Source organism: Kushneria halocnemicola (assembly GCF_965650455.1).
Classification (GTDB): Bacteria; Pseudomonadota; Gammaproteobacteria; order Pseudomonadales; family Halomonadaceae; genus Kushneria.
On the sequence record NZ_OZ287968.1, the window covers coordinates 1583014 to 1597563 of the forward strand.

The 14550-nt window shown below is 58.7% G+C and carries 14 protein-coding genes; 7 read left to right on the plus strand and 7 right to left on the minus strand.

The window, feature by feature from the left end; all coding sequences use genetic code 11:
* Positions 1 to 94: 94 nt before the first annotated feature.
* A complete protein-coding gene (locus ACS92L_RS07280; protein ID WP_438768107.1) occupies positions 95 to 2047 on the minus strand; it encodes a putative bifunctional diguanylate cyclase/phosphodiesterase in 1953 nt (650 codons plus the stop codon).
* Between the two features lie 255 nt (positions 2048 to 2302).
* Here ACS92L_RS07280 and ACS92L_RS07285 point away from each other — a divergent pair, with 255 nt between their 5' ends.
* Positions 2303 to 3058, plus strand: a complete 756-nt coding sequence (locus ACS92L_RS07285; RefSeq protein ID WP_438768109.1) for a 2OG-Fe dioxygenase family protein — start codon at positions 2303 to 2305, stop codon at positions 3056 to 3058.
* Positions 3059 to 3145: 87 nt separating this feature from the next.
* Here ACS92L_RS07285 and ACS92L_RS07290 read toward each other — a convergent pair whose 3' ends face one another.
* Positions 3146 to 3745: a DNA-3-methyladenine glycosylase I gene (locus tag ACS92L_RS07290; RefSeq protein ID WP_438768112.1), complete on the minus strand. Its 600-nt coding sequence runs from the start codon at positions 3743 to 3745 to the stop codon at positions 3146 to 3148.
* Between the two features lie 142 nt (positions 3746 to 3887).
* Here ACS92L_RS07290 and ACS92L_RS07295 point away from each other — a divergent pair, with 142 nt between their 5' ends.
* Both ACS92L_RS07295 and ACS92L_RS07300 read left to right on the plus strand, forming a co-directional pair.
* Positions 3888 to 4376, plus strand: coding sequence for a DUF421 domain-containing protein (locus tag ACS92L_RS07295; protein ID WP_438768114.1), 489 nt, complete (start codon positions 3888 to 3890; stop codon positions 4374 to 4376).
* A 111-nt stretch (positions 4377 to 4487) separates the two neighbouring features.
* Positions 4488 to 5093: a transglutaminase-like cysteine peptidase gene (locus ACS92L_RS07300; protein ID WP_438768116.1), complete on the plus strand. Its 606-nt coding sequence runs from the start codon at positions 4488 to 4490 to the stop codon at positions 5091 to 5093.
* Between the two features lie 13 nt (positions 5094 to 5106).
* Here the strand turns inward: ACS92L_RS07300 and ACS92L_RS07305 are convergent, their stop codons facing one another.
* Positions 5107 to 5706 carry an HNH endonuclease gene (locus ACS92L_RS07305; protein WP_438768118.1) on the minus strand — a complete coding sequence of 200 codons (600 nt, stop codon included), beginning with the start codon at positions 5704 to 5706 and terminating at the stop codon, positions 5107 to 5109.
* Positions 5707 to 5895: 189 nt separating this feature from the next.
* On the opposite strand from ACS92L_RS07305, the gene ACS92L_RS07310 reads away from it, so the two are divergent.
* From ACS92L_RS07310 to ACS92L_RS07320, 3 genes are read left to right on the plus strand one after another with little or no spacing between them, the layout of a single operon-like run.
* The gene (locus ACS92L_RS07310; RefSeq protein WP_438768120.1) at positions 5896 to 6435 is read left to right on the plus strand and encodes a helix-turn-helix domain-containing protein; all 540 of its coding nucleotides are present in this window, start codon (positions 5896 to 5898) and stop codon (positions 6433 to 6435) included.
* Positions 6432 to 7133, plus strand: coding sequence for an AzlC family ABC transporter permease (locus ACS92L_RS07315; protein WP_438768123.1), 702 nt, complete (start codon positions 6432 to 6434; stop codon positions 7131 to 7133). The genes ACS92L_RS07310 and ACS92L_RS07315 overlap by 4 nt, the downstream gene beginning before the upstream one ends.
* The gene (locus ACS92L_RS07320; RefSeq protein WP_438768124.1) at positions 7130 to 7468 is read left to right on the plus strand and encodes an AzlD domain-containing protein; all 339 of its coding nucleotides are present in this window, start codon (positions 7130 to 7132) and stop codon (positions 7466 to 7468) included. The genes ACS92L_RS07315 and ACS92L_RS07320 overlap by 4 nt, the downstream gene beginning before the upstream one ends.
* A gap of 27 nt (positions 7469 to 7495) precedes the next feature.
* Here ACS92L_RS07320 and ACS92L_RS07325 read toward each other — a convergent pair whose 3' ends face one another.
* A complete protein-coding gene (locus ACS92L_RS07325; RefSeq protein ID WP_438768126.1) occupies positions 7496 to 8884 on the minus strand; it encodes an L-serine ammonia-lyase in 1389 nt (462 codons plus the stop codon).
* 179 nt (positions 8885 to 9063) lie between these two features.
* On the opposite strand from ACS92L_RS07325, the gene ACS92L_RS07330 reads away from it, so the two are divergent.
* Positions 9064 to 9978, plus strand: a complete 915-nt coding sequence (locus tag ACS92L_RS07330) for a LysR substrate-binding domain-containing protein (RefSeq protein ID WP_438768128.1) — start codon at positions 9064 to 9066, stop codon at positions 9976 to 9978.
* Between the two features lie 80 nt (positions 9979 to 10058).
* Here the strand turns inward: ACS92L_RS07330 and rpoD are convergent, their stop codons facing one another.
* The 3 genes from rpoD to rpsU all read right to left on the minus strand — a co-directional run bounded on the left by rpoD (position 10059) and on the right by rpsU (position 14442).
* Positions 10059 to 11918, minus strand: coding sequence for an RNA polymerase sigma factor RpoD (gene rpoD / locus ACS92L_RS07335; protein ID WP_438768129.1), 1860 nt, complete (start codon positions 11916 to 11918; stop codon positions 10059 to 10061).
* Between the two features lie 215 nt (positions 11919 to 12133).
* The gene (dnaG, locus tag ACS92L_RS07340) at positions 12134 to 13993 is read right to left on the minus strand and encodes a DNA primase (protein ID WP_438768131.1); all 1860 of its coding nucleotides are present in this window, start codon (positions 13991 to 13993) and stop codon (positions 12134 to 12136) included.
* Positions 13994 to 14226: 233 nt separating this feature from the next.
* A complete protein-coding gene (rpsU, locus tag ACS92L_RS07345) occupies positions 14227 to 14442 on the minus strand; it encodes a 30S ribosomal protein S21 (RefSeq protein WP_017430978.1) in 216 nt (71 codons plus the stop codon).
* Between the last annotated feature and the right edge of the window lie 108 nt (positions 14443 to 14550).

Genomic DNA, 14550 nt, shown 5'->3' on the forward strand with positions numbered 1-14550 from the left:
GCAGCCCTTGATCAGGCCCGGGACATGGCAGATATGAAAGGCACCTAGTGCCGGCAGCGATCGACGTTCTTGTTGCCCACCGACCGGTCTGTCGTCATGTTTGCCCTTTCAGGGGTGGCCTCTGCTGGCCCTGAAACAGCGGCTGTGTTTCAAGCAAAGGCGTAATACGCTCGGCCCGCATGGAGCGGAAATAGTAAAACCCCTGGACCAGATCGACATTGAGCTCATGGACAAGCTCGAGCTGCTCACTGGTCTCCACCCCCTCGGCAATGACCTCAAGACCCAGCCGATGGCCGATAAAGACGATACCGGCCAGAATGGCGCGGTCCTGCAGATTCTCGGGGGCATCCATCACGAAGGTACGATCAATCTTGAGAGACGTGACGGGAAACTGCTTAAGATAGGCAAGCGATGAATAACCGGTTCCGAAGTCGTCGATGGCGATTTTCATGCCGCGATGATAGAGCGTTTGCAGATAATCTCTTACCGTCTCATCGGCGCATACCAATACGTTTTCGGTAATTTCAATCCCCACATCGCGCATGGAAAGCTGATGGCGTTGCATGGTTTTTTCCAGCCGCTCCAGCATGGCGGTGGAGTGCAGATGTTCACCTGAAAGGTTGATATCCACGCGGTAGCCGTGAAGGCCCTGCGCTTTCCAGCGCGCCTGCTGCTGACACAGCGCCTCGATGGACCAGTTTCCCAGTTGCTCCATCAACCCGAAGCGCTCGGCCAGCGGAATGAATTCCGCCGGAGAGACCATGCCGCCACCGGCAGGAAACCAGCGCAGCAATGCCTCCATGCTCTCGATGCGCCCGCTGCGCGATATCTGGGGCTGAAAGTGCAGGGCCAGCTCCTGTTGATCAATGGCGTTTTCCAGCCGTTTGAGCAGCTCATGCTGATAGATCAGGTCACGATGAAACTCATGACTGAATATCTGAAAGCGACTTTCACCGGGTGTTCGGGCCCGATTGCGCGCCACGTTGGCGGCATAGATCAGTGACTGGGCATCCCCACCGTTGTCGGGAAAGAGACTGATGCCCTGGCTGACCGTAATACGATGGGGTTTGCCATCCAGCGTAAAAGGCAGTTCAAACATGCTGTCGACCCGGTCGATCAGCTGCAGCGCATGGCGTCTGGAATCAAGATGAGTACAGGCCATGACGAACTCGTCGTTGCCGAAACGGGCCAGTAGATCAGAGGTATAGCAGTGCTCGGACAGCCGCTCGGCCACCTGGATCAACAGGTGATTGCCCTGGTCATATCCCAGCGAGTCGTTGATCTCGGAAAAATTTTCGATATCGATAAAAAAGACCGCCAGCGCTGCCCCATGGCGATCGTCATCCTCGAGTACCCGGTTGAGCTCGGCAATGAAAGCGGCTCTGTTGGGCAAAAGCGTCAGCGGGTCATAGCGCCGGATAAACTCCAGATCGCGATGCGCCTGCTTTTGTACCGAAAGATCAACGTCGACGCAGAACATTAATGGATTGTCGGTGTGCTGGCCGAGCATGACATGGTGAGAAAACACCGCCACGCTGCGCCCTGACTTGTGCACCAGCTCCATTTCGCTTGCCGGAATTTCCACGCCTTCATTGATCCAGCTCTGGTGGGCACGCACGACCGACTCGCGCATGTTGTCAGGGACAATCAGCTCCTCAAAGCGACAGCCCATCACCTCATCGGGCATGTAGCCGTAAAGCTGTGTACTGGCGGCATTCCAGTAAATCACGCGTCTTTTTCGGTCATAACCCTGCACCGCCATACGCGGCAGACTTTCAAGCAGCGCCCGAAAGCGCTGCTCACTTCGATCATAGCGCAGGCGTTCATGACTGCTCAGACGATTGGCGGGATGGTGAAGCTGTTGGTAGAGCTGTTGATTGCGCAGGCGGGTACGATGCCAGGCCAGCAGAACCACCACCAGCGCCAGACCCAGAACAATGACTGCCAGATTGCGCGCACCAATGAAAGGCATGATCACCAGCACCGATATCAGTCCCGCACTCCAGAGGACAAGGCCATGGCGCGGGTACTTGTGCGAAATGCGCATCTCCGATTAATCCTGATCTGACCGGGTTAAGGGTCGGCTGGTCAAAAATACTGGCGTCTTTTATCAGCATAACAGCTTACGCCATGTCACAAGGAATAATTGAGGCGTTACCAGTGTCCTGATATCAGCCCCGATTTCCGGTTCACGACCGCACACGATCATCAAACACTTTCTGAAAGCTCATAACATTTGCCTGTCGGGTGTCGGCAAATGCCGACATTCGGCGCAATCCATTGTCCTTTCAGGAGTTACAAGATGACCACTACCAATGCACAGTCCTTTTGGCAGCAAAACGTTCCGACCACCCTTGCCGAACAGGACTGGTGTTTCACCCATGTTCGTGACCGGATCGATCTGGGCGCCTGGCAGACCTTCACCCGGGATATCCCCCGGGACCCTTACGTGGATCGTCGCTGGAAGCGCATGTCCTGGCTTGCGCTTGACGAGCACGGGCAGATGAAAAGCCTGGGCGAGTGCCCCATGGCGCAGGGCGGACAGTACAACGACGCCGACAGCATGGCGGACAAGTTGCGCTGGTATCCGGCACTGGAGCAGGACTTTCTGGACCGACCCGATGTTCGCGGCTTTGTAGAAGCCTGGGCCGGGCTCTGGGGGCTTGGCGCCAACGAGCCGATCCTGATGCAGATCACCGGTGTCAGAGGCTCGGGTGAACTCGATCCGCTGCAGGGCCAGGGCATTCATGCCGACGGTTGCCGCTATCTGAGCATCATGGTGCTGGACCGTCACAACGTCAGCGGCGCAGAAAGCGTGCTCTACGCGGACCGCGCGGGTCAGGAGCTGGTGGCCGACCAAGTCATGGTGCCCGGCGACGTGCTTCACCTGCGCGATGATCGCCTCTTCCACGGCGCGAAACCCCTGCGTCAGGAAGATACCAATCAGCCCTATGAAAGGTTCATCATCATCATCAACTCAAGCTTCGTGGATGGCTTTCAAAACCGCATGCTGCGTCGCTACTTCCCCGAAGCGGTCATTCACGAACACATTGCCTGATTGTTCAGGCTTGTTCGGACAATAAACCTTCAATCTTGAAAGGAGCCGCCGGCCGACTCGTGTCGGCCGGCACCCTGGATAAAACCATCATTCCCGAGGCGCAACGGCTGTATGGCCCATGGCCGCCACGGCCCGACGCCGGTGACAGTCAGGGGCATGGTCGTTGACCATTCCCGTGGCCTGCATCCAGGCATACACGATGGTGGGCCCTGCAAACCTGAAGCCCCTTGCCTTGAGCGCTTTCGAGAAACAAACGGACAGCGGCGTTTGCGTTGGCACCGGAGGCGAGTTCTGCAGCGGTCGGTGGTTTAGCATTGACCAGCAAAACGGCGCAAAATCCTCACCCTGATCCTGCATGCGCAGAAATGCCCGGGCGTTACCAATGGCCGCCTCGATCTTGGCCCGCGAACGGATGATATCGGCATTGCCGAGCAGGCGTTCGACGTCACTTTCGGTGAAGCCGGCAACGCGCTCGGGATCGAACCCCTTGAACGCCTCACGAAAGGCATCGCGCTTTTTCAGCACGGTGAGCCATGACAGCCCCGCCTGAAAGCCATCCAGTATCAGCTTCTCCCACAGTGCCCGCCCATCGGGTTCCGGCACGCCCCACTCGTGGTCATGATAGTGTGCCAGCAAGGGATGCCCCTGAGCCCACTGACAGCGTATCGGTGAGAGTGTATCCGTCATGCGACATCTCCGGCTGCGTTATTTTGACGCGTTTTTTGACTACTTTCATTTTTCGGCAGGTGTCTGACATGGAAGGCGTCGTGCATCTACCCTGAAGGCTCACTTGTTTTCTGCTTAAAAGGTACAGCTCATGAACCCTATCATGCATACGATTGTGGTCGGCATCCTCAGCTATCTGGTGCTGATTATTGTCCTGCGCGTTTCAGGCAAGCGCACCCTGTCAAAATGGAACGCGTTCGATTTCGTCACCACCATTGCGCTGGGCTCCATTCTGGCCACGGCGCTGACCTCCACGCAGGTCTCCTTTGCTCAGAGCGTGACCGCCTTCATTGTGATCGTGCTTTTGCAGTTTGCGATCACCTTTACTTCGGTACGCTCTCGCGGGGTACTCAAACTCATCAAGTCTCAGCCCACGCTACTGCTTTTCAAGGGACAGTACTGTGAGGATGCCATGCAGCGTGAGCGCGTAGTGAAAGCGGAAATTCTGGCGGCCGTACGTGAAAAGGGCATGGCGGATATCGAGCAGGTACATGCGGTGGTACTGGAAACCGATGGCGCTTTCAGTGTCATTGGCAAGGCCGGGGAAAGCGACTCGGCGCTGGAGGGCGTCGAAGGCATTTCAAGCCGATAAGGACAAAATGGCCCCTTTGGAGGGGCCTGATCATGCCATGACCTGCCATCGACGGGCGCCATTATAGGGGTATTGTCACTTGCCAGCCCATGCCCCTGTTGGTAGCCATCCATGCATAAACGTCTTGCCGCTGTTTTGATGACCTGCTGTCTTACGGCCTCCTTCACCGTGTCGGCGAAAACCTTTACCTGGTGGGACGACACCGCTGAAACGGCCGTCACCCAGTCGAGAGCCGAACTGGTTCAGCAGGTCCGTCAGCTCCAGGGCCTGTCACAGCTTCAGTATGTCAATCGAGTGATCAACAACGCAGCGCGCCAGCAGGAAGAAGACACGGACCTCTGGAAAGGCTTTGATCGACTGACGCGCGAAGGTTATGGCGACTGCGAAGACTTCGCCATCGCCAAGTATCAGATACTGCGAGATGCCGGCGTGGCGGTGCAACGGCTCGACTTTCTGGCCGCAAGGGACGCGCTGACACCGACCTATCATGCCGTTTTGCGTTATCAAACCGATGATGGGCGCTATCTGATACTCGACAATCTGACCATGCTGATTCTGCCGCAGACACAGCGTAGCGACCTCACCCCCATCGTCACCTTCGATGAATACCGCAGCGCGCTCTGGAAAAATGAGCGTTTCGTGCCGATTGCCCCCTCGCAGGTCAGGCTGGGGGGCAAACTGTTGAGTGAGCGCATGGCAAATCTAATGCATTACTGAGCATCAATGCTCGTTATGCCGCCAGCGCCTCCTTCAGATAGGCCCGAAGCGGCGCATTCCTGAACTGACACTTCAGATACCAGAGCTGTCGGGCAGTCATGGCTCTGGGGCGCATCATGTAAAGCACTTCTGCCATGGTGGGTACAAAGGGTTTTAAAAGCAGCGCCATGCCCGCCTCTTCCGGTGTGCGGTTGCCCTTGAGACTATTACAGCGCTGACAGCAGGCCACCGCATTGAGCATCGAAAGCCGGCCGCCGCGCGAGCGTGGCAGGATATGATCGATCGTCAGTGCCTGCCGGGTCACCGTCACGCCGCAATAGGCGCAGCAAAGGCCTTCACGATGCTTGCACAGCACCCGGTTGAAGCCGGTATGTTCAAACGCAAGCATGGCATTGACGGGCGGCGACACGCCGATCACTTCAGGGATATCGATAAAGGACTGTTGCCCGGTCAGCGAGCTGGTACCGCCGTGCAGCCGATAGGCGGCCTCACCGTCCGACCAGACTACCCCGCCTTCGCTGGCGCGCGACATCAAAACAGCAGCTTCTTCAAGCGTTAACCAGTCGATTGGAATACCGGAGGCATGAAGACGTAACACCATGGGTTGGCGCATAACACGAAACTCCCCACGAGTCGAGACGAAACGATAAGTACGATCCTACACCACTATGTCACTGGCGTGACAATCCCTTCATAAGTCTCCAGTCATCCGCATCAATGCGTTCGATCAAACCATGCCTTCAAACCCGATGGGTTGACAGTCTATCGTTCAATATATAGAACGTTTCATATATCGAACAACATGACGATTCTTATGAACGACGATGCACTGAAATGTCTCGGACAACGTATTATCACCCTGCGACAGCGCGCGGGGTGGTCGCTGAGCGCGCTGGCCGAAAAAGCGGGCCTTGCCAAATCCAGCCTGTCACGTCTTGAGCAGGGCAAGGGCAACCCAACGCTCGACACCCTCTGGCGTCTGGCGCGGCAGCTGGAGGTGCCTTTCAGCACATTGATCGCCTCCGCCCAGTCCACCATGACCGATGACAATATCTCGATAACCCTACTCGACCGCCATCATGGCGCCCTGCCCGTGGATATCTATCTAATGACGCTCGCCCCCGAGGCGCAGCGCCACGCTACCGCGCACGCCCGGGGAACGCGTGAAACGCTTCAGATCGTGGCCGGCAGCCTGCAGGCTGGCGCTGAAGGCGGCCTTGTATCGCTTCAAGCGCAACAAGTACATCAGTTTGCAGCGGACAGGCCCCACGCCTACCTGGCGGGTCACCAGGGCGCCACGGCGCTGGTCACTATCTTTTATGCTGATGAGGGCCCTGAATGAGTGTTTCGGTCTGGCGCATGGGCACGCGCGATGCGCTGCCGCTTTTAAGCGGCTATCTACCGGTAGCGCTATCCTTTGGCCTGATTGCCAGCCAGGCCGGGTTCAGCGCTTTTGAAGCCACGGCGCTATCGCTTCTGATCTACGCCGGCGCGTCACAGTTTCTGTTTGTGGGCATGATTGCGAGCGGGGCGCCGCTATGGCTGACGGTGGTCATGACGCTTTTGATCAACGCGCGCCATCTTGTTTATTCCATCTCGCTGGCACCGCTTGTGTCGCAGAGCCGTCGATGGCCCTGGCTGATGCATGGCCTGACCGATCAGGTTTTTGTTCTGGCGCACTATCGTCTGCCGCTGATGGCCGACAAGGATCGCATGCACTGGTTTACCAGCACCGCTTTAGTGGCCTGGACAGGCTGGGGCGGCGCAACGCTTCTGGGTGGTCTTGCCGGCGAGCAGCTGATCGAGCAATGGCCGTTGCTGGCCAGCGCGCTCTCCTTTTCGCTGCCGGCGCTGTTTCTGGTGCTGCTGGCGCCACGATGCACATCGATGCGCTGGTTCATTGCGCTGCTGGCAAGTGCCCTTTGTGCTCTGATACTTGCCGTGCTGGACATGACCCATATCGCCGTACCACTGGCCGCCGCGCTCGGCGCACTGTGCTTTTATCTCTTGTCGAGTAAAGCGAGCGAGGCGCCATCATGAACAATGACATCTGGCTGGCCGCAGGGGTGACGGCCATCGGGACACTGCTGATTCGAGGGGTGCCGCTGTACTGGATGCAGCGGCGGCTACGCCGTGTCGCAAGCGTCGACCGCGAAGCGGCCATGCCGGCATGGCCCGGCATACTGGCACCGTTGATGATTGCAGCACTTCTGGGATTGTCGTTGATGCCTCAACCGGCTGATGCCGCCGGCTGGGCTGCCACGATGGCGGGGAGTTTCGTGACGCTTTCCATCTGGTATCGGACGCGGACACTCGGACTGCCGGTGACAGCCGGAGTGGCCGCTTATGCCCTGATGCTTTTGATCGGGTCATGAGCTCGTCCACATGACCCGACCACAGGCTCAACACTCGATGGCATTGACGGCCAGACCGTAGTTGACGGCAAGCCCGCCCAGCGAGGTTTCCTTGTACTTGCTCTGCATGTCTCGCCCCGTATCACGCATGGTACGAATAGCATGGTCCAGCGAGATGAAGTGAGTGCCATCGCCGTTGAGGGCAAACTGCGCGGCGTTGATAGCCTTGACCGAGGCAATGGCATTGCGCTCGATGCACGGCACCTGCACCAGACCGCCGACCGGGTCGCAGGTCAGACCCAGATTGTGCTCAAGGCCGATCTCGGCGGCATTTTCCACCTGCTCGGGCGTGCCGCCCATGACCTGACACAGTCCGGCCGCCGCCATGGCGCAGGCCGAGCCGACCTCACCCTGACATCCGACCTCGGCGCCCGAAATCGAAGCGTTTTTCTTGCACAGGATGCCGATGGCACCGGCTGTCAGCAAAAAGTCCACGACGCCGCGCTCACAGGCCGTTTCTTCAAACTTCATCCAGTAGCCCAGTACGGCCGGGATAATGCCGGCGGCGCCATTGGTCGGCGCGGTCACCATGCGCCCACCGGCGGCGTTTTCTTCATTAACCGCCAGAGCAAACAGATTGACCCAGTCCATCGCCGAGAACGTGGTGGCGATCAGGTTCTGCTCGGCGCGCTCCAGCCGGGCCAGCAGCCCCGAAGCGCGACGTTTGACGTTCAGTCCGCCGGGCAGCACACCGGTCTGCTCAAGCCCTTTGGCGATACAGGCCTGCATGGCCTGCCAGATCGTGAAGAGCTCTTGACGAACCTCTTCTTCACTGCGCCAGACAAGCTCGTTGGCCATCATGACCTGGGCAATGCTCTTGTTTTCGCGATTGCAGATTCTCAGCAGCTCATCGGCACTGTCAAAATCAAACGGCAGCGCGACGCCGGGCGCGGTATCGGGCGACTCCTCATCGGCGGCGTTGATGACAAAACCGCCACCCACCGAATACCAGGTCTGCGTGATGTTGCTGCCATCACGAAGTGAGGCCACCAGCGTCATGGCGTTGGGGTGACGCGGCAGCGGATCGTTGGACCAGTAAAAGTCCCGCTCCCACAAAAACGGCACGCTGACCCGCCCCCCCAGACGCAATACCTGCGACTCCAGCAGGTCATCAATGGCAGGGTCGATAATGTCCGGGTCGATCGTGGCGGGCAGCTCCCCCATCAGACCCATGATGACGGCACGGTCAGTGCCATGGCCGACACCGGTGGCCGACAGCGAGCCGTGAAGATGGATTTCGATACCGGTCACACGTGACGTGGCCTGCCGGGTGTCCAGCGCTTCCAGAAAGAATTTGGCCGCACGCATGGGGCCTACCGTGTGAGAGCTGGACGGGCCAATGCCGATATTGAACAATTCGAAGACGCTGATAGGCATGCTGTCACCCCATGATCGGTGTAAGGAGCGCTAAACCATTCGTGGATCTTTGCGCGATGACGTCAGCATGTATTGCCTTGGACCGCCTTTCAAAGCATAAATAGACAACCAGAGTTTAGCTCTGCTAAACCATTCAATGGACGGCTCGTTTATCGGGCCCACGCTGACGCGAGCTTTCAATGCCTTCAGCCAATACCGCCATGCATGCGGGACTACACGTTTTTGCCTGTGCGGCACGTCATCTCTCCTTTACCCGTGCAGCCGGTGAACTCAACGTGACCACCGGCGCCATCAGCCAGCAGATTCGTCTGCTGGAGGAGAGACTCGGGTTTCGACTCTTCCATCGCCATCCCAGACGGCTGTCGCTGACCGCTGAAGGCGAGCGGCTGGCCGATGCTGTCTTCAGTGCGCATGGGCGCATCGATCAGGAACTCAAGCGTCTGTCCCGCGGGCTGATGAGCGGCGAGCTGGTGCTGCGCTGCGTACCGTCGTTTCTGACCCGCTGGCTGATGCCGCGCCTGCCGCGCCTGCAGGCCCAGCTTCCGGCGCTGGATATCTATCTTCACGCCGAAGACAGTGATCGGGCACTTACGGAGGAAAACTTCGATCTGGCGATCGATCTGGGCGACGACCACTACCCGGGCATGGCGTCAACGCTATTGATGGAGGAGGTCATTTTCCCGGTCTGCGCGCCCGCCCTTTTCAGCCATCGCCCGGCGCTGAATCATCCTGACAGGCTCGCGCACTATCCGCTTTTGCATGATGTGACGGCGTGGCGAGGCAGCAGCGCGCACGGCGAGTGGCACCACTATCTCAGCGCCATCGGCGCGGATACCGCCGGCATCCAGCGGGGATACAGCTTCAACCGGCACGATTTGACCATGGAGGCCGCGCGTGCCGGCATGGGTATTGCCATCGCACGCCAGACCCTGCTGCGTGACGAGCTGAGCAGTGGCGAGCTGGTGGCGCCTTTAACCCAACGGGTTAATACGGGTCGCCATTACGCGATCGTGCACGCCTTCGGCGCACTGGACGATCCACGAATTCGTGCCGTGCACGACTGGATCTGCGCCGAATTCGAACGCGCTCCCTGAGCCGGAGCGCCCTTGCCCATAAAACGAAAAACGCCCGCTTCCGAAAGGAAGCGGGCGTGGGTACGAACAACGATGGTCGCTTATTCGTCGATGAAAGAGCGCAGGGACTCGGAGCGCGACGGATGGCGCAGCTTGCGCAGCGCCTTGGCCTCGATCTGGCGGATACGTTCACGGGTGACATCAAACTGCTTGCCCACTTCTTCAAGCGTGTGGTCCGTGTTCATGTCGATCCCGAAGCGCATGCGCAGCACCTTCGCTTCGCGAGCGGTCAGGCCGCCCAGCACGTTGCGCGTGGCCTCGATAAGTCCTTCACCGGTGGCCGAGTCGATCGGCGACACCATGGTGGAGTCCTCGATGAAATCACCCAGGTGCGAGTCATCGTCGTCACCGATGGGCGTCTCCATCGAGATCGGCTCCTTGGCGATCTTGAGGACCTTGCGCACCTTGTCTTCCGGCATCTCCAGACGCTCGCCCAGCTCTTCGGGCGTGGGCTCACGACCCATTTCCTGAAGCATCTGACGCGAGACGCGGTTGAGCTTGTTGATCGTTTCGATCATGTGGACCGGAATACGGATGGTTCGCGCCTGGTCGGCAATCGAGCGTGTGATCGCCTGACGAATCCACCAGGTGGCGTAGGTCGAGAACTTGTAGCCGCGACGATATTCGAACTTGTCGACGGCCTTCATCAGGCCGATGTTGCCTTCCTGAATCAAATCCAGGAACTGCAGACCGCGATTGGTGTACTTCTTGGCAATCGAGATCACCAGTCGCAGGTTGGCTTCGACCATTTCCTTTTTGGCACGACGCGCCTTGGCTTCACCGATCGACAGACGACGATTGATGTCCTTGAGCTCGGAGACCGGCAGCATGGCCAGCTCTTCTTCAAAGGCAATCTTGCGCTGAGCCCGCTCGATGTCCGAGCGCAGCGGCTCGATGTTGCCGGCATGCTTGCTGTTGCGAGCAATGAAATCATCGATCCAGCTCGAGTCGGATTCACGACCCGGGAAGGAAGCGATAAACGCCTTGCGGGGCACCTTGCCGCGCTTGACGCACAGCTGCATGATGGTCTTTTCCTGCTCTCGAATCTGACCGACGCTCAGACGCAGCTGACCGACCAGTCGTTCGAAATGACGCGGCACCAGCTTGATCGGCGAGAACAGCTCTGCCAGACGCGCCTGCTCGCTGCGAGCCTCGGAAGACGACAGGCCGTGTGCCTCGATCGCTGCCTTGGTCTTCTCGTTTTGCTCACGAATCTGCTCGAAGCGAACGCGTGCCAGTTCGGGATCCGGACCGCCTTCAGAGGCTGTATCGTCCTCCTCGTCGCTGTCCTCGTCGCTGTCCTCATCGCTGTCGCTGTCTTCGGCGTCATCGGCGACGATTTCGGGTGCGGGCTCTTCAACTTCGGCCACGCCCGGAACGCCTTCGTCGGGGTCGATAAAGCCGGAGAATAGATCCGATAGACGACCCGGCGCCTCTTCATCCTGAGTGGCATCGTAGGCTTCAAGGATGGAGTCGACCGATCCCGGCAGACTGGACAGCGCCGACATGACCTCGCGTGTGCCCTCCTCGATACGCTTGGCGATCTCGATTTCGCCTTCACGAGTGAGAAGTTCCACGGTACCCATTTCACGCATGTACATGCGTACCGGATCAGTCGTGCGACCAACGTCACTTTCAACGGCCGCCAGCGCTGCGACAGCTTCTTCGGCGGCGGATTCGTCAGCAGACTGATCCGACATCATCAGCGTGTCTTCATCGGGCGCTTCTTCAACGACGTTGATACCCATGTCGTTGATCATGCTGATGATGTCTTCTACCTGATCGGGATCTGCAATATCCTCAGGCAGATGGTCGTTGACCTCGGCATAGGTAAGAAACCCCTGTTCCTTGCCTCGCGCGATCAACTCCTTCAGACGTGACTGCGGTGTATTTCCAGCCATAGAAACCTATCTCGAAGAAGAGTGAAGCGCCTGGCTCATGCCAAAAGGCATGCCAGGCAATCCAGTATAGACCAGCAGGGAGCCGACAGCAGACGGCTGACGCTTCTCACCAATCCTGTGTATTGATTCAGACGCTACAAGCGTTGCAGCGCCTCTCGTTATATCCCTACTAAATGAGGGGAATAAACACCTGTTTCAACCCCGCAACAGGGCTTTCAGCGCTTGATCTCGCAGACCAGCTGCCATAGCCGACCTGCCTCTTCACGCGTGAGTTTTTCGCCGCTGCGCTCGCGGGTCTGCAGTGCTTCAAGCTCGCGCTCCGGACTCAAGCGCTGGCGTTGCTGCTCAAAATGCGCCACCAGAACCTCTATCTCCCGATGACGCAGCGTCACGGGTATCAGCGGCTCACGCTGCAAAAGCGCCAGCAGTCGACTGCCGTGGCTGCTGCCGTGAAAATGCGCCAGCAGCACCTGTGACGAGCGATAGCCGCCGGCACGCACCAGCCTGACGACTTCCAGCAGAAGCTGCCCGTCCTCATCGTCGGGACACCACGCCTCCCCCTCCGGCAACGCCTCGACCAGTGCCGGCGAGTGCACGATCAAATGCAGGATTCGCCCGCTGGTGCTCAGGATGGCAACACCCTGTTGGCGACGGGACGCCACCTGCGAAGTCGAGCGTGCCTGCCGCGCGGTTTCATGCGGTGTTTCCTGCTGCCGGGCCGGCTGCAACGAGTGCGAGCTCGGCTGACCCGGTTGCCGTGAATCACTTTCGGAAAGCTCCTCGAGCGTACCGCGCTCAAGCCCCGTGCGCTCGCTGAGTTCACGCATCAAAAGCGATCTTAAAAGCCCCTGCGGCAGGCGCTTGATCCCTTCCAGCACGGCACTGGCAAAACGCTCTCGATCCTCGATACGGCGAAGATCGCGTCCTTCGCCGGCATGATCAAAAAGATACTCCGTCAGCGAACCGGCACGCACGATGCGCTGCTCAAAGGCCTGCCGGCCTTCCTGGCGAATCAACGAGTCCGGGTCCTCACCTTCCGGCAAGAACAGAAACCGCGCCTGACGGCCATCGATCATCAACGGCAGTACGGTATTGAGCGCACGATGTGCCGCCTGCCGGCCGGCTGCGTCACCATCAAAGCAGAACACCACTTCATCCACCAGGCGAAACAGGCGGCGAAGATGCTCTTCCGTGGTCGCCGTGCCAAGCGTTGCCACAGCGTAATCAACCCCGTGCTGCGCCAGAGCCACCACGTCCATGTAGCCTTCCACGATGAGCATGCGCTCGGGGCGTTTTGACTGCACCCGGGTCTCGTAGAGCCCGTAGAGTTCACGCCCCTTGTGAAAGACCGGAGACTCGGGCGAGTTGAGATATTTGGGTTTTTCATCCCCCAGTACTCGACCACCGAAGCCGATGGTTCGTCCCTTCCAGTCGCGAATGGGAAAAATGACCCGGTCGCGAAAGCGGTCCCAGCTGCGGCCGGTCTCTTCCTTTTTGACCAGCAGGCCGTATTCGACCTGAACATTTTCGTCTACCCCCTTGTCACCGAGATGGCGCTTGAGCGCGTCCCAGCCGGGCGGGGCGTAGCCGATGGCGTAGCGGCTGACGATATCGTCGCTCAGACCGCGACGCGACAGGTACTCATGGGCCTGATGCGCCGTCGGTGAGGCCAGCTGCTGCTGATAAAAGCGCGTCCCCAGCTCCAGCAGATTGACAGCCTCTTCCTGGCGTTTTGCCTGCACGCGCGCCTGCTGACGCTGCTCGTCACTTTCTCCTTCACGCGGCACTTCCATGCCGGCACGGCCTGCGAGTGCCTCGATCGCCTCGGGAAAGTTCAGGCGATCAAATTCCATGATAAAGCGCAGGGCGTTGCCGCTGACGCCGCATCCGAAGCAGTGATAGAACTGCTTGTCGGCACTGACGGTAAAGGAAGGAGACTTTTCCTGGTGAAACGGACAAAGCGCCGAATGATTGCGCCCTGTCTTTTTGAGCTGTACACGAGAGCCGATGACATCAACGATATCCGTTCGCGCCAGTAGATCGTCGATAAATCGTTGAGGAATTCTGCCGGCCATAATGTCCTGCACTACCTCAGGGGTCAGTGATCATGCCCGTTACAGCGTCGCCATCCTCTCAGTCTGGAATGGCCGGTGTATCGGGTGTCTCGTGTGGCATTGTCGGGCAAGCGCATGCGTTGCCGTAACGTTTTCGGCGGCGCCTGACCCATCATTACCTATAAAAACGAACGGCCGCCAATGGCGGCCGTTCGGCATCCCGCTGAAGCGTTGGGCATACGCTCAGGTACGGATCAATACAACCGCTCGAAGCGCTTGCGCTCGCGCTGCAGCTTCTTCGCATGACGCTTGACAGCAGCTGCTGCCTTGCGCTTGCGTTCAGCCGTGGGCTTTTCGTAGCTCTCACGACGACGAACTTCGGAGAGCACGCCAGCCTTTTCACAGGAGCGCTTGAAACGACGCAGAGCAACGTCGAACGGTTCGTTGTCACGTACTTTGACGGAAGGCATTAAGCAATCACCACCTTAAGGAGATCAATGAGGTTTGAATGTGCTCAATGCCGTCGATGCGGCACTTAAACCGGTCATGACATGGTGATCACGATTCAGCGAAGGCGC

Coding starts and splice junctions, on each gene's coding strand:
- ACS92L_RS07295 (WP_438768114.1), top strand. CDS start 3,888: ATGCATACGATTGTGGTCGGCATCCTCAGCTATCTGGTGCTGATTATT.
- ACS92L_RS07300 (WP_438768116.1), top strand. CDS start 4,488: ATGCATAAACGTCTTGCCGCTGTTTTGATGACCTGCTGTCTTACGGCC.
- dnaG (WP_438768131.1), bottom strand. CDS start 13,993: ATGGCCGGCAGAATTCCTCAACGATTTATCGACGATCTACTGGCGCGA.
- ACS92L_RS07305 (WP_438768118.1), bottom strand. CDS start 5,706: ATGCGCCAACCCATGGTGTTACGTCTTCATGCCTCCGGTATTCCAATC.
- rpsU (WP_017430978.1), bottom strand. CDS start 14,442: ATGCCTTCCGTCAAAGTACGTGACAACGAACCGTTCGACGTTGCTCTG.
- ACS92L_RS07285 (WP_438768109.1), top strand. CDS start 2,303: ATGACCACTACCAATGCACAGTCCTTTTGGCAGCAAAACGTTCCGACC.
- ACS92L_RS07320 (WP_438768124.1), top strand. CDS start 7,130: ATGAACAATGACATCTGGCTGGCCGCAGGGGTGACGGCCATCGGGACA.
- ACS92L_RS07330 (WP_438768128.1), top strand. CDS start 9,064: ATGCCTTCAGCCAATACCGCCATGCATGCGGGACTACACGTTTTTGCC.
- ACS92L_RS07310 (WP_438768120.1), top strand. CDS start 5,896: ATGACGATTCTTATGAACGACGATGCACTGAAATGTCTCGGACAACGT.
- ACS92L_RS07315 (WP_438768123.1), top strand. CDS start 6,432: ATGAGTGTTTCGGTCTGGCGCATGGGCACGCGCGATGCGCTGCCGCTT.
- rpoD (WP_438768129.1), bottom strand. CDS start 11,918: ATGGCTGGAAATACACCGCAGTCACGTCTGAAGGAGTTGATCGCGCGA.
- ACS92L_RS07280 (WP_438768107.1), bottom strand. CDS start 2,047: ATGCGCATTTCGCACAAGTACCCGCGCCATGGCCTTGTCCTCTGGAGT.
- ACS92L_RS07325 (WP_438768126.1), bottom strand. CDS start 8,884: ATGCCTATCAGCGTCTTCGAATTGTTCAATATCGGCATTGGCCCGTCC.
- ACS92L_RS07290 (WP_438768112.1), bottom strand. CDS start 3,745: ATGACGGATACACTCTCACCGATACGCTGTCAGTGGGCTCAGGGGCAT.